The sequence below is a fragment of the Xanthobacter sp. ZOL 2024 genome (assembly GCF_052932325.1).
This window is the reverse complement of sequence record NZ_CM128808.1, coordinates 1640428-1654175: the sequence shown is the minus strand read 5'-3', so window position 1 is coordinate 1654175 and position 13748 is coordinate 1640428. Positions and strand designations below refer to the sequence as shown.

Sequence of the window (13748 nt, the reverse complement as noted above, 5' to 3'; positions counted from 1 at the left end):
ATCCGCGCCCCTGGAGGCGGGCATGGAACAGGCGGGGATGCAGATGGTGATGAACAGGCAATGGCGGCTCGCCTCCTATCCCAGCGGGCTGCCCGATGTGAGCAACTGGACGCTGGTGGAGAACGACGCGCCACGGGCAGGGCCCGGTGAGCTGCTGGTGAAGGCGCTCTATCTCGACGTCGCGCCCTATATGCGTGGGCGGATCTCGCCAGAGCGCAATTATGCGGCCGGGGTGCGCATCGGCGAGGTGATGGTGGGCGGGGCGATCGGCAAGGTTGTGGAGGCCCGCGCGCCGGGCTTTGCCGAAGGCGACATCATCGTCACCGATTTTGCCTTCGGCTGGCAGGATTATGCGCTGCTTGCACCGGGCGACGTGCGGCGGGTCGATCCCGCGCTCGCGCCATTGCCCTATTGGCTCGATCTGTTCGGTCTCAACGGGCTCACCGCCTATTTCGCACTGTTCGACACGGGGGCGATGAAGGCGGGCGATACCGTCCTCATCTCGGCCGCGGCCGGATCGGTGGGGCAGATCGCCGGGCAATTGGCCAGCCTCGCCGGCTGCCGTCCCGTCGCGGTGACGAGTTCGCCTGAGAAGGCCGCCTGGTGCCACGAGGCGGGCTATGACGCAGTGGTCGATTATCGCGCCGCTCCCGATCTGCCCGCAGCGGTAGCCGAGGCCTGCCCTTCAGGGGTGGACCTCTTCATCGACAACACCGCCGGCCCCATTCACGACGCCGCCATGCAGAATCTCGCGATCGGCGCGCGGGTAGTTGTGGTCGGCACCGCGAGCCTCGCCGACAGGTTCGGAGCGCCGGATATCGGCCCGCGCTTTCTGCGGCAGATCCTGGTTGCGCGGGCGAATGTGCGCGGCTTCCTGTTCTCCGACTATGCCCCCCGCCACGAGGATGCGCGGGCCCAGCTGCGGCGCTGGTACGAGGCCGGCCTCATTCAATCGAGATTCGACATCGCCGAGGGCCTGGAGAGCGTGCCGGACGCCTTCCTGCGGCTGCTGACCAGCCGGAACCTGGGCAAGCAGCTGGTTCGTCTGGAGGACGGCTGAGCCGGCGCCGAAGCGGGCCAAAGCTTTAAACAATCCGATCATAGGGAGAGGAAACGAACATGACTGAAGTCGAGACGACGGATGTCGCCATTGTCGGCTACGGACCGACCGGCCAGCTCCTGGCGCTCCTGCTGGCACGCCAGGGGCACCGGGTGCTGGCCTGCGACCGCTGGCCCAACCTCTATCCACTGCCGCGCGCGGTGCATTTCGATGATGAGATCGCCCGCATCCTCCAGGCCGCCGGCGCGATCGATGAGGTCAACCGCATCACTGAGCAGCCGCGCAGCTATGAATGGCGGAACGCCGACCGCAAGCTGCTGCTGCAGTTCGACTGGAGCGCACATGGCCTCAGCGGCTGGCCGAGCGCCAATTTCTTCTCCCAGCCGGACCTGGAAAAGGTGCTCGATCGCCATGTGAAGGATGAGCCCGCGGTGGACGTGTGGCAGGGCTGGTCTGCCGCCGGGCTGATCCAGGACGACGCCGGTGTGGTGCTCGATCTCGAGCAGGGGGCCATGCAGAAGGGCCAATGGGTGCCGAACGGGGCCCGTAACCGCGTGCGGGCGCGTTATGTGATCGGTGCCGACGGGGCAAACTCCTTCGTCCGGCGCAGCCTCGGCATCGAGATGCAGGACCTCGGCTTCGCCTTTAACTGGCTGGTGGTGGACGCCGTGCCGAAGACACCCCGCGTGTGGGAGCCGGAGTGCTGGCAATTGTGCGATCCGCGCCGCCCGACCACCGTGGTGCCGGGGGGGCCGGGTCGCCGGCGCTGGGAGTTCATGCTGCTGCCCGGCGAAGACTTGACACAGATGAACTGCTCGAAAGTGGCGTGGAAGCTCCTGGCGCCGTGGGACATGACCCCGGAAAACGCGGTACTGGAGCGCCATGCGGTCTATACCTTCCGCGGCCAGTGGGCGAAGTCCTGGAAGAGCGGCCATGTGCTGCTGGCGGGCGATGCCGCCCACCTGACCCCGCCATTTGCAGGCCAGGGCATGTGCAGCGGCATGCGCGACTCCCTGGCCTTGGCCTGGCGGCTCGATCTCATCCTGCGCGGGGTGTGCGGCGAGGAGATCCTGGAGAGCTATGGGTCGGAGCGCAGCAGCCACGTCCAGGAGCTGATCTGGTTCTCCGTCGAGCTCGGCAAGGTGATCTGCATTTCTGATCCGCAGCAGGCCAAAGCACGCGACATCGAGATGACCAAGGTGTGCGCCGCCCCAGGTTATCAGCCCCCACCGCCGCCGAAGGCACGGCTGGGGCCGGGCCTTTGGGCGAGTGATCTGCCGGATGCCGGCTTCCTCAGCCCTCAGGCGCAGGTGGAATTCGGCGGGCGCCGCGCCCGGTTCGACGATGTGTTCGGCGGACGCTTCGCGCTGATGTGCCGCGATGCGGCGACATTGGCGGCGATTTCGCCCCACAATCGCGCAGCCCTCGAAACGGTCGATGCAGCGCTTGTGCATTTCGGCCCCGGCGGCCTCACGGATGTGGATCACCAGTACCTGCCCTGGCTGGAGCGCTTGGGCTGCGGCGCGGTGCTGGTGCGGCCGGACTTCTACCTTCACGGTGGCGTCCGCAATGCCACAGAGCTGAACAAGATGCTCGACGATTGGCGCGAGGCGCTTGCCATCCGCGACCTGACCCTCTGTGCCCAGGAGGCGCACTCATGACTGCATCCCGCCGCCTCGACCGCCTCGGCGTTCACTCCATCGGTGAGTTCCATCTGACCGTGCCCTCGCTCGCCGATGCCGAGCGCTTCTACAGCGCATTCGGGCTGCGGGTCGCGCATGAAGGCCACGACCTGGTGCTGCGCGCGGCCGGCAGTGATCACGTCTGGGGACGTCTGTCCGAAGGCCCGAAGAAGAGGTTCGATCGCCTGACCTTTCATTGCTTCGAAGATGAGGCCGACAAGCTCTACGACCACATCCTGTCCCAGGATGTGGAGCGTGTCGCGACGCCGATAGGAGCCGATGACAGTGGCTTGTGGTTCCGTGAACCCGATGGGTTGCTGCTACAGGTCCGCCCCGGCGCCAAGACCACCATCGACGCGGCCCAGCATCACAGCCCGCCATTGCCCGTTGATGGCGTGCAATGCACGCCGTTCCGCAGCCAGGCGCGGCCCGCTTTGCCTCAGCGCCTCTCACATATCGCGCGGATGACGGCCAATTTGCCCAAACTGTTCGACTTTTACACACGTGTCCTCGGCTTGCGCTTGTCGGACCGGGCCGGCGATGGCGTCGCCTTTTTGCATGCCCCCCACGGCAGTGACCATCATCTGTTCGCTCTGGCGACCGGACCGGGCGCCGCCCTGCATCATCTGAGCTGGGACGTGCCCACCATCGAGGACATCGGCCTGGGCATGAGCCGCCTGCAGGCGGCGGGCTATCCGGTGGGCTGGGGTGTCGGCCGGCACGTGCTCGGCTCCAACTATTTCTATTATGCGCAGGACCCCTGGGGAAGCTGGTGCGAGCTTTCAGCCACCATGGACTACATCCCAGCCGAGATCGATTGGGAGGGCAAGGATCACAATCCGGAGGACTCGTTCTATCTCTGGGGTCCGCCCCTCGATCCAATCTTCCTCGCCAATTCGGAGGCCGATGCCTGAGGGCCGCAAAGACCGCGGCAGGCGCTCGCGGCCACGTCGACCTGCACCAAACGAAACGGGCGCCAACCGGCGCCCGTTTCGCATTTCCCGTTTTGCATTTGTCGGACATCCGGAGGTGCTGCTCGGCACCCCAGGCACATGCCATGTGGTGGCGGAAAGCCTGGCGAGCGCCCAACTTCAACCTTTGCTGAACCGCGCTCCATGAAAGCCCGAGGACTGGAAGAAACCGGAGTTGCTGCGGGACCGACATGGGGTCGCGCCGCAACTCCGCTGGCTGCATCCGCAATGATACAACATCGCTCAGGCGGCGTCGGAAGCCTGGCTGGCGGCCAGTTCGGGAACCATCCGGCATTCGATGGCGCCCAGTTCCGCGATCTCGCAGCGCACCCGGTCTCCGCTCTTGAGAACCTGCCGGGGCTCCATGGCCCAGCCCACGCCGCCCGGCGTGCCGGTGAAGATGAGATCGCCGGGCTCAAGGGTCATGGGCTCGCTCAGATGCGCGATCTGATGCCAGACATCGAACACGAGTTGACGCGTATTCGAGTTTTGCCGCACCTCGCCATTGACCAGGCAGCGAATGGCGAGGCGATGGGGATCGCCGATCTCGTCGGCGGTGGTGATCCAAGGGCCGATGGGGCCATGGCCGTCGAACGACTTGCCGAGCACCCACTGGGGCGTATGGGTCTGCCAGTCGCGCACCGAGACGTCATTGCCGACGCAATAGCCGAACACATGCTTCGGCGCCGATGCCGGCGTGATATGGCGACCGGGCTGACCGATCACCGCCACCAGCTCCACCTCATAGTCGACCTTGTCGGAAGCGAGGGGAATCTGCACGTCGTCGTAGGGACCATTGAGGGTGTTGGGAAGCTTGGCGAACCACAGCTGCTGTTCCGGCGTGGGCAGGCCGCTTTCGGCGATATGATCCGCGTAATTCAGTCCGATGGCCATGATCTTGCGGGGCTGCTGCACCGGTGCCTGAAGATGCACATCCGCAAGATCAAGATGGGCTTCTCCGGTGCCGTCAAGACGACGCACCTCCCGCTCGAGGACATTCCAATTCGCGATCAATGCCACCATATTCGGGGCGAGCTGCGGTGCCGCGCGCGAAAGCGAGAAAACCTTATCACCCCGCACGATGCCGATCTCCGGTGCTTGGCCGTCGGCGGTGAATGTTGCCAACTTCATGCGTCTCTCTCCCATTCATCTTGAGCCAGGTGCCCGCCCATCAGTCCGGAAAGAGGCGGGCGAGCGACTGCTCCATAGCAATCGTCGTAGGTGATAAAATTGATTTTTTCAAGTACGATAAATTTCTATGGGTGTAGCCAGTGGGAGGAGCCGGTGACGTGCCCCCTGTTTTTACGCCGGTCAGAGCTGGAATTGTCCATCTATGATCCCCTGATCGGGGATGAGGAGAGTTCCATGAAGGCGTCGAAGTTCACGGAGGCGCAGAGCGCGTTCATGCTGAAGCAGGCGGCGGACGGGACACCGGTAGCGGATGTGTGCCGGAAGGCGGGGATTTCGGACGCGACGTTCTACAACTGGCGCAAAAAAATACGCCGGCCTCATGCCCTCGGAGATGCGGCGGCTGCGCCAGCTGGAGGATGAGAACGCCAAGCTGAAGCTGCAACGGGAGCTGACTTTGGCGGACCTGTCTCTCGACAAAGCGATGCTGCAGGACGTGCTGTCAAAAAAGCTCTGAAGCCTGCGCGCAAACACGAGCTTGTGGACAGGCTGCGCGAGGATTGGAAGGTGTCGGCCAGGCGCGCCTGTGCCACTCTTTCAGTTGATCGGGCACTGTATGCCTACAAGCCGAAGCGGGGCACGCAGCCCGAGCTGAGCCAGCGGATCAAGGAGATCTGTCAGACCCGCGTGCGATATGGGTATCGCCGCGTGAACATCTTGCTGCCCCGGGAGGGCTGGGCGGTCAACCCTAAGCGAATCTATCGTCTTTAGAAAGATTTGGGCCTGCAGTTGCGCAACAAGGTGCGCAAGTGCCGGGTCAAGGCGAAGCTGCGGGACGACCGTCGTCCGGCGACGTGACGTTGCCCCCAAGTTTTATCCAGCGGTGAGGTTGTTCTGGCGGTTGGGTTTGGCCTTGTCGGCCGGGTGAGTGGCGGGATCTGGCGCGGAGCTTTTCGCCTGGCGCAGCGGCTGATCCCGTCGCGGGTGGAAGGTGGCGGCGAAAGCGGACGGGGTCTGCCAGCCGAGGGCGGAGTGCGGGCGTGATCCATTGTAGTCGGAGCGCCACCTGCCCAGGGTCGAGCGGGCCTGGCTGAGTGCCGAGAACAGCGTCTCGTTGAGAAGCTCGTCGCGCAGGCGGCCGTTGAAGCTCTCGATGAAGCCGTTCTGCATGGGCTTGCCCGGGGCGATGTAGTGCCACTCGACCTTTGCCGCATCCGCCCAGGCCAGGATGGCATTGGAGGTGAACTCGCTGCCGTTGTCGCTGACGATCATGTCTGGCCTGCCGCGCTCGGCTACAAGACGATCCAGCTCCCGTGCGACACGCCCACCGGACAGCGATGTATCCGCAACCAGGGTGAGGCATTCCCGGGTGCAGTCATCCACGACGGTGAGAATGCGGAAGCGGCGGCCGCAGGTGAGCTGGTCCGACACGAAGTCGAGCGACCAGCGCGCGTTCGGCCGCATCGGGATCGTCATGGGCGCCCGCGTCCCGATGGCCCGCTTGCGGCCACCACGGCGCCGCACCTTCAGGCGCTCCTCTCGATAGAGCCGGAACAGGCGCTTGTGGTTGACCCTGAAGCCCTCCCGCTTGAGCAGCACATGCAGGCGCCGATAGCCGAAGCGCCGTCGCTCATGGGCGAGGGCCTTCATGCGCTCGCGCAGGGCTCCATCGTCGACCCGCTTTGCTTCGTATCTCATGGTCATGCGGCAGAAGCCGGTGGCTTTACACGCCCGCCGTTCGCTCATCCCGTGGTGCCCCATGAGATGGCCGATGGCTTTCCGCTTGGCCGCGGGCGTCACCACTTCTTTCCCAAGAGGTCCTTCAGGGCGACATTGTCGAGCATCGCGTCGGCGAGCATGCGCTTGAGCTTGGCATTCTCGTCCTCCAACGCCCGCAGCCGCTTGGCCTCAGACACCTCCATGCCGCCGAAGCGGCTCTTCCACTTATAGATGCTGGCGTCGCTGACCCCATGCTTGCGGCATAGCTCCGCAACCGGGATCCCGGTCTCGTGCTCCTTCAGGATCCCGATGATCTGCTCTTCCGAAAAACGACTGCGCTTCATGTCCTGGTCTTCGCAATGGGCCAGAACGAACTTCAAACTGGATGAACCAGGAGGGGCAACGTCAGACGCGCAGCAACGAGACGTGGGCCATGGACTTCGTCCACCACCAGCTCGCCACGGGCCGGAAGATCCGGGTTCTGACCAGCGTTGATACCTTCACGCGGTTCTCGCCGGCGGTCGATCCCAGGTTCAGCTATCGGTGCGAGGACGTGGTGCTGACGCTCGAACGGGTCCGTCTGAGCATGGGCTATCCGCAGAGCATCCGGGTGGATCAGGGATCGGAGTTCGTCAGTCGGGATCTGGACCTGTGGGCATATCCGAAAGGCGTGGTGCTGGACTTCTCGCGGCCGGGGAAGTCGACGGACAACGGCTTCATCGAGTCGTTCAACGGCAAGTTCCGGGCGGAATGCCTGAACACGCACTGGTTCATGAGCCTTGACGACGCGCGGGCGAAAAATGGAGGCTTGGCGTAGGGATTATAATGAGGTTCGGCCACACAGTGCGATCGGCAACAAGCCGCCGATCGCACTCATGATGGCTCTCCTGCATCCCCGCCGGCGTGAGCCCTAACCCCGGAATTTTCCAGATCCGGGTGGCCTAGAAATGGGGAGCACTTCACCAACCGTCAGAACGAACTCAACGCTGGATAAAAATTGGGGGCAACGTCATTCTCGTCCGACCACCCGGACATATCCCAGACTGCGATATCCCTCGAAAGAGCATCCGCCTGTCCAAAACCGGCCGAATTCACAAAACTCAGCCGGCACCAACCGACGAGCTTCCTGAAAATAATTTTAGCTTCAATGATTTAGATGGCGCGCCGGGGAAGATTCGAACTCCCGACCCCCAGATTCGTAGTTCAGAAATGGCGCTTCGCTACAATACTCTATAGGCCTACTAACTTTCTCCGCATTCGTATAATGCATTGATGATTCTCGATTAATCGTGGCCTGGCGTGCTCTGGCGAATTCGCACCGCCAAACCCTCCGATCCGCCAAAACCGTTTCAAAAACCGTTGCAGAAAATGGGCGCGACGCCATCGCCGGCCAGCGCTTCCAGCGCCCGAGGAGAATGGGGTCTCCCAGCGAAGGAGAATAGGTGGCAGAAATCACCCACCGCCCGCCCTCGCTTCGCCTGGGCCAATGCACAACGGCTCACGCCAGCAGGGCGAGGAGAGAAGGCGGCGCCCCCTCGAACGCGAAGGGATTGAGGAACTGCCGTCGCCACAACAGGTTTCTATCAACTTCGCTCAAATCCGCTTCCGCGCAGATCGCCACCCATCCATCCCTGATCACGGTGATCTGGTGCTCCGCCAAAGCCATCGCATCTCGGCGAGAGAGGAGAAACAACGGGGCTGCATCGAGGCATAGCACGATCCGGCTCCAGCGCTCGTTGCCGGCGATCAGCATGGCCTGGGTCGCCTCACCGCCCGCCCGGGCCTGCGGGCAGATGTCATAGGCCGGCGTAAGCGCCAGGCTCTGCCCATCCCAGAAGGCGGCGTGATTGCGGGCGTGATCGTCCGTGTTGCCGCATAGTATATTGAAAAGCATGCGGCTGAAGAGTTCCCTCAGCGTCTCCCTCGGCGTCATAAAGCGATGACGGATGATCGTCGCAAGATCCTCGTAGCTCGCATAGCGCGCCATCAGTTCGTCGAGCTCGAGCAAGGTCAGAGCCGAAACCATCGCGCGGCGCTGCCAGCCGGCCGTGGATTTCTCGCGGTCGAAGCGCTCGACCAGCAGGACATCCTTGCCGGCCGTGCGCTCCAGTGCCACGTGAGCGACCGTGATGCCGCTCTCGGCCGCCAGGCGCATCGCCACATACTCGGCCTTGACGACGCTGTAGAGGTCGCTTTGCGATGAGAATTTCGCGACATATTTGCGGTCACCCGACGTGAGCATCGCCTTCGGGCGCGCGCCGCCGATCGAGCTGCCGTGAAGAAGCGCCCGGTCGAGTTCCGGAGCGAGCGGGAGACCTTTTTCGATGCTGGCCGCGGCGTTCATCAGGTCGTCGAGGGAGACGGGCGTCGCGTCGCGGGCGACGTACTTGGCGGCTGATGTCTGAAAATCCAGTGCCCCGATCCGATCGGAGCCGGACTCCAGGAGATAGGTGAGCTCGTCGAGCGAGGCGGCGTCGACATCACGCCCCTGCACACCGAGTTTCCGATTGAGGATCACGCGCCGACCCCACGCATCAGGCGCTGCATCACGGATGCAACTGGGCATGTGCAGTCCGTTGAGGAGGGGGAGCACGCCGGCGCGCAACGGCAACTCGGGCTCATAGAGCGGAATGGCATTCTTCCGTGCCAGATAGCTGCGTCCGTAGTTGAACAGCAGCTGATTGCCGGTCGCGGCGAGCCGGCCGGCGACCACCGGCCCGGTCTCGCCCGGCAGCCAGACCCAGACGAATGCCTCGGTTGGCCCCGCGTCAGAAGTCATCCTTGGCCTCCAGCTTCGAGGAGCGCGCTGCCTTGGGCAGGAGCGTCAGCATCGCCGTGTTGGCGCCGATCGCGCTCGTGAGCGCCCCCTGGTCGGCATCGAAGAGCCGCACGCCCACCACGGCCGCGGCCTCGAAGACAGCGCCGATGGCGCAACCGGGGTCGCCCTTCTCGATGCGCTGGACCAGACCGCGGGAGATGCCAGCGCGTTCGGCTAGTTCAGCGGCCGTGATCTTGCGTTCGATGCGGGCGCGGCGGATGAACTGGCCCAGCAGCAGCAAGGCGTCGTGGCTGTAGCGGGAATAGGGACGGCTTATCGGCTTGGCCATGGCAAACCACTCCATAAACAGACCATGAAGCTATTTATTGATCCATTTATGTTTCACATCAATCATCTGCAAGGGAAAATTACCATGGAGATCCATAAATAGCCCATTTATATGTTAAATGATCTTTTTATGGATCTTAATGCGTCAGCGTTAAAAAATGTAGGGAAGAGCGGGAGCCCCCCACCAACCCTTCTTCGTCCTGCCACTGGAAATGCATTTCGAGCTGTCGGGGGCGAGCGTGGCCGGCCGAAGATGATCGTCAGCGACAATGGCGGCGAGTTCACCTCCAATGCCATTCTGGGCTGGGCCGACGCGGCTCGGGTCGAATGGCACTACATCGCCCCCGGCAAGCCCATGCAGAACGGCTTCATAGAAAGCTTCAACGGCCGCCTTCGGGACGAGCTGTTGAACGAGACGCTGTTCTCCGGCCTGTCCCAGGCCAGAGCGGCTCTCGCCCGGTGGCAGCGCAACTACAACACCGACCGGCCGCACTCGAAGCTCGGATGGCAGACACCAAACGCCTTCGCCTTAACGTTCCATCCGCAGCGGGATCAGATGCCCCACACCATCAACGGCTCGACGTCTGCCCCAGCCACTCCGCACGCCCAAGAGGGCAAACCCAACCGCCAGAACGAACTCACAGCTGGATAGAAGTTGGGGGCAACGTCAGGGGCTTTGTCGGAGGCTCGCGGATAATACTCCATCGATTTGCACCGTGGCGGGCGTTCGTAGCGCAACGAGCTCTAAATTCATGGTCGATCGGAAAGCTCGCGCCAAAATCGAATGTTGGAGCCCCGCCGGAAAGTTGACGCTTGTGGGCTCAATGCCTCTTCCTTCAAGTGCCTGACACGCAAATTTCGGCGCACGGAGATCTGCACCCAACAACCTTTCCACGTTTTCAAGGGCCTCTGCAGTCGCTATGTTCTCGATGTCGGGGGCGTGGCGGATGGGATTAGCGGCGATCGCAGGACGTCATATCGTCCTTCTAGTGGCGAGCTTCGTAGCGACTGCCGCAATGGCGCAGGACGCCAAGCCTGATATCGCAGACATCCAGCGCGCCTTGGTCAAACATGGCTACAGTGTTGGATCGGTTGATGGCCTTTGGGGGCGCCGCTCCATCAACGCTCTCGCCGCCTTTCAAAAGGCGGAAGGATTGCCAGCGACTGGGGAGCTCGATCGCGCAACGATTTCTCGCCTGCTCCAGCCCCGACAAGCACGGCCGCCATTGAACCCGGATGCCGGCTCTGTCCCGGCACCAGGCAAGGGGAGTTCGCCGGTGCTCGAAAAACCGGCGTCCTTGCCTCCACCGAGGGCAGAAGCTGCGAAGCCAGTGGCCGGCGCCTCATCTGTGCCGCCGGCAAGGAGCGCACCGATTTCTTCCCCGCCTGCTCCGGCGACAGACCAATCCCGGAAGACTGCGCCGTCAAGCGGGCCTGGTTTCGGCTGGATTATCGGCATCGTGGCCAGCTTCGGGATCATAAGCCTGCTTGTGCGCCGCCGCGGGGACCTGACAAGAGCAGGAAGCAAGAATAGTAGTGGTGCCGGACAGCTTCGAATATCTCGCAATGATCATTCAGCATCGGCGCCCGCCACGTCGATGGCAAAAGCTGTGCCCGCGCTTTCCGACGCGCTCAAATCCAGCTTAGTTGTTCATAATGCGAGCGTTGGTCGAGCAATCGAAAATCGAAAGGCGCTAGTCCCTCCTTCCGACGTCTCGCCTGAAAACGAAGAGGCACTACTACGCGTGGTGAAGGCACCCGCCGCAACAGCATTGGCGAATACGCTAGCGGATGACCTGAAGGAGCGTTTGGCTGTTCACAACGCCGAAGTCGGGCGAGCCATCGGGGGGCAAATTTCATCGGACGGCTCTGTGCTATCGTCATTCGACAGGAATGTGGAGTTGACGGCGGGACTGAAAACAGCGACTGCCAACGCACCTCCCGCCCTGGGAGATGAGCTCAAGGCCAAACTGTCCGCGCACAACGCCGAGGTCGGGCGAGCCATCGAGGGGCGAAATAGTGATCTAGCCTCTGCCCATCAGGCGCGCTCATCGTTCATGGAACGGCTTGTTGTGGGCGTCCGTCGCGATGAGCCTGCGCCAGCCGACGGGTGGACTCCGGCCGGCCAGACGGTCCGGATCGGCCCGCATGTTGTTGGCGGCGGCATGATCTATGTGGGCCGCCGCCTGCCGCAACAGGGCAGCGGCCACCAGCCAGAAAACTGCCTCATCAATCCGGATCTCGCGGTGGCGACACGCAGCGGAGATCCCCATGGCGTCACCATGGGCTACTGGCCCTCGTATTCCACAATTTCTGCCGAAGCCAGGAAGTCGTACCTCGAATGGCTGGCCGGCCCCCGGTCAGACCCTGGCACGTACATCGGCTATGTCTTTCTCTATTTTTACGGTCTTGAACGCCGTCTGATGCTTGAGAAGGGAGCACCCGATACAGAAGCCGTGGTGGTAGAAGTGCGGCGGCTTCTCAATATTTATGGCTCGCATCATTCCTTCCGCCGCTATGCGCAGGAACTCCTCTCGGCCCATGAGATGCGGCAGGCCCTGCCTCCTCAAACCGTTGTCCCGGACGCAGGCTTCGCGGGCTATGAGGTGCCCCTGCACATCAAGGCTGTCCGCCGTCAGCACCCGTGGCACAGATTTGAGGTTGTGATTTAAGGAGGATCCGGGCTTCGTCGTAGTGTCGAAGGAACGAAGATGAAGCCCAGACCCTCCAACGTGAAATCCTCGGCGAAGGCCCCTGCAGAGCAGGTGGTGAAGGACATCCGGCGGCAGACCCGCCGACACTTCTCGGCTGAGGACAAGATCCGCATCGTGCTGGATGGCCTTCGCGGCGAGGACAGCATTGCCGAGCTGTGCCGCAAGGAAGGCATCGCGCAGAGCCTGTATTACACCTGGTCGAAGGAGTTCATGGAGGCCGGGAAGCGCCGTCTGGCCGGCGACACCGCCCGTGCCGCGACCACCGGCGAGGTGCAGGACCTGCGCCGCGAAGCCCGCGCCCTGAAGGAATGCGTCGCCGACCTGACGCTGGAAAACCGGTTGCTCAAAAAAAGCATGATCGCGGATGGGGGCGACAACGAATGAGGTATCCCGCATCCGAGAAGCTCGAGATCATCAGGATCGTCGAGCAGTCGCACCTGCCGGCCAAACGCACGCTGGACCAGCTCGGCATCCCCCGCCGAACCTTCTACCGCTGGGTACGACCGCTACCTCGAGGGCGGGCCGGAAGCGCTGGAAGACCGGCCTTCGGCGCCGAGCCGGGTGTGGAACCGCATCCCGGCCACCATCCACGACCAGATCATCGAGCTGGCGCTGGAGCAGTCCGAGCTGAGCCCCCGAGAGCTGGCCGTGCGCTTTACCGACGAGCAGCGCTACTTCGTGTCGGAAGCCACGGTTTACCGGCTGCTCAAGGCCCACGACCTGATCACCAGCCCGGCTTACGTTGTGATCAAGGCGGCCGACCAGTTCCACACCAGGACCACGCGGCCGAACGAGATGTGGCAGACCGACTTCACCTACTTCAAGATCATCGGCTGGGGCTGGATGTACCTGTCGACCGTGCTCGACGACTTCTCGCGCTACGTCATCGCCTGGAAGCTGTGCACCAACATGCGGGCCGAGGATGTGACCGACACGCTGGATCTCGCCCTGGCAGCTTCCGGCTGCGATAGCGCCACGATCCTGCACAAACCTCGACTGCTCAGCGACAACGGACCGAGCTACATCGCCGGCGAGCTGGCGGAATACATCGAGGCCAACAAGATGGGCCATGTGCACGGCGCCCCATGCCATCCCCAGACCCAGGGCAAGATCGAGCGCTGGCACCAGACCCTGAAGAACCGCATCCTGCTCGAAAACTACTTCTTGCCCGGCGACCTCGAAGCCCAGATCGAGGCCTTTGTCGAGCACTACAACCACCAGCGCTATCACGAGAGCCTGGCTAACGTCACACCGGCCGACGCCTACTTCGGCAGGGCTCCAGCCATCATCCAACAGCGCGAAAGAACCAAGCGACAGACCATCGAACATCGGCGCTTGCAGCACCGTAAGCTCGCCGCCTAACATCTC

The 13748-nt window shown here is 63.1% G+C and carries 8 protein-coding genes and 4 pseudogenes; 8 read left to right on the top strand and 4 right to left on the bottom strand.

What is annotated here, in order from left to right:
- Positions 1-22: 22 nt before the first annotated feature.
- From ACU4E7_RS07780 to ACU4E7_RS07770, 3 genes are read left to right on the top strand one after another with little or no spacing between them, the layout of a single operon-like run.
- Complete coding sequence (locus ACU4E7_RS07780; RefSeq protein WP_447021172.1) at positions 23-1060, top strand: NADP-dependent oxidoreductase; 1038 nt, start codon at positions 23-25, stop codon at positions 1058-1060.
- A gap of 59 nt (positions 1061-1119) precedes the next feature.
- Positions 1120-2721 (top strand): bifunctional 3-(3-hydroxy-phenyl)propionate/3-hydroxycinnamic acid hydroxylase MhpA, encoded by a 1602-nt coding sequence (mhpA, locus tag ACU4E7_RS07775; protein ID WP_447021171.1) that lies wholly within the window; start codon positions 1120-1122, stop codon positions 2719-2721.
- A complete protein-coding gene (locus ACU4E7_RS07770) occupies positions 2718-3656 on the top strand; it encodes a VOC family protein (protein ID WP_447021170.1) in 939 nt (312 codons plus the stop codon). Before mhpA ends, ACU4E7_RS07770 begins: the two co-directional genes overlap by 4 nt.
- 300 nt (positions 3657-3956) lie before the next feature.
- Here the strand turns inward: ACU4E7_RS07770 and ACU4E7_RS07765 are convergent, their stop codons facing one another.
- A complete protein-coding gene (locus ACU4E7_RS07765; protein ID WP_447021169.1) occupies positions 3957-4844 on the bottom strand; it encodes a fumarylacetoacetate hydrolase family protein in 888 nt (295 codons plus the stop codon).
- A gap of 234 nt (positions 4845-5078) precedes the next feature.
- Between ACU4E7_RS07765 and ACU4E7_RS07760 the strand changes: the two are divergent.
- Positions 5079-5693: pseudogene (locus ACU4E7_RS07760) on the top strand (transposase); the annotation flags it as partial.
- Positions 5694-5714: 21 nt separating this feature from the next.
- Here ACU4E7_RS07760 and ACU4E7_RS07755 read toward each other — a convergent pair.
- Positions 5715-6904 (bottom strand): IS3 family transposase gene (locus ACU4E7_RS07755; RefSeq protein ID WP_447021168.1). Its coding sequence is split into 2 segments (ribosomal slippage): positions 5715-6658 and positions 6658-6904, totalling 1191 coding nucleotides; the frame shifts between segments, so codons are not numbered across the junction.
- A 74-nt stretch (positions 6905-6978) separates the two neighbouring features.
- On the opposite strand from ACU4E7_RS07755, the pseudogene ACU4E7_RS07750 reads away from it, so the two are divergent.
- Positions 6979-7474, top strand: a pseudogene (locus ACU4E7_RS07750) (integrase core domain-containing protein); the annotation flags it as partial.
- Between the two features lie 584 nt (positions 7475-8058).
- On the opposite strand, the gene ACU4E7_RS07745 reads toward ACU4E7_RS07750, so the two are convergent.
- Complete coding sequence (locus ACU4E7_RS07745; protein ID WP_447021167.1) at positions 8059-9339, bottom strand: type II toxin-antitoxin system HipA family toxin; 1281 nt, start codon at positions 9337-9339, stop codon at positions 8059-8061.
- Positions 9329-9667, bottom strand: coding sequence for a helix-turn-helix transcriptional regulator (locus ACU4E7_RS07740; RefSeq protein WP_447021166.1), 339 nt, complete (start codon positions 9665-9667; stop codon positions 9329-9331). Before ACU4E7_RS07740 ends, ACU4E7_RS07745 begins: the two co-directional genes overlap by 11 nt.
- A 234-nt stretch (positions 9668-9901) precedes the next feature.
- On the opposite strand from ACU4E7_RS07740, the pseudogene ACU4E7_RS07735 reads away from it, so the two are divergent.
- The 3 genes and pseudogenes from ACU4E7_RS07735 to ACU4E7_RS07725 all read left to right on the top strand — a co-directional run.
- Positions 9902-10318: pseudogene (locus ACU4E7_RS07735) on the top strand (integrase core domain-containing protein); the annotation flags it as partial.
- A gap of 364 nt (positions 10319-10682) precedes the next feature.
- Complete coding sequence (locus ACU4E7_RS07730) at positions 10683-12338, top strand: TerB N-terminal domain-containing protein (protein ID WP_447021165.1); 1656 nt, start codon at positions 10683-10685, stop codon at positions 12336-12338.
- Between the two features lie 39 nt (positions 12339-12377).
- Positions 12378-13742 (top strand): annotated as a pseudogene (locus ACU4E7_RS07725) (IS3 family transposase).
- Positions 13743-13748: the final 6 nt, after the last annotated feature.

What these genes read in the sequence shown, in the direction of transcription:
- ACU4E7_RS07765 (WP_447021169.1), bottom strand. Translation starts at nt 4,844, where the DNA reads ATGAAGTTGGCAACATTCACCGCCGACGGCCAAGCACCGGAGATCGGC.
- ACU4E7_RS07745 (WP_447021167.1), bottom strand. Translation starts at nt 9,339, where the DNA reads ATGACTTCTGACGCGGGGCCAACCGAGGCATTCGTCTGGGTCTGGCTG.
- mhpA (WP_447021171.1), top strand. Translation starts at nt 1,120, where the DNA reads ATGACTGAAGTCGAGACGACGGATGTCGCCATTGTCGGCTACGGACCG.
- ACU4E7_RS07770 (WP_447021170.1), top strand. Translation starts at nt 2,718, where the DNA reads ATGACTGCATCCCGCCGCCTCGACCGCCTCGGCGTTCACTCCATCGGT.
- ACU4E7_RS07740 (WP_447021166.1), bottom strand. Translation starts at nt 9,667, where the DNA reads ATGGCCAAGCCGATAAGCCGTCCCTATTCCCGCTACAGCCACGACGCC.
- ACU4E7_RS07730 (WP_447021165.1), top strand. Translation starts at nt 10,683, where the DNA reads ATGGCGCAGGACGCCAAGCCTGATATCGCAGACATCCAGCGCGCCTTG.
- ACU4E7_RS07780 (WP_447021172.1), top strand. Translation starts at nt 23, where the DNA reads ATGGAACAGGCGGGGATGCAGATGGTGATGAACAGGCAATGGCGGCTC.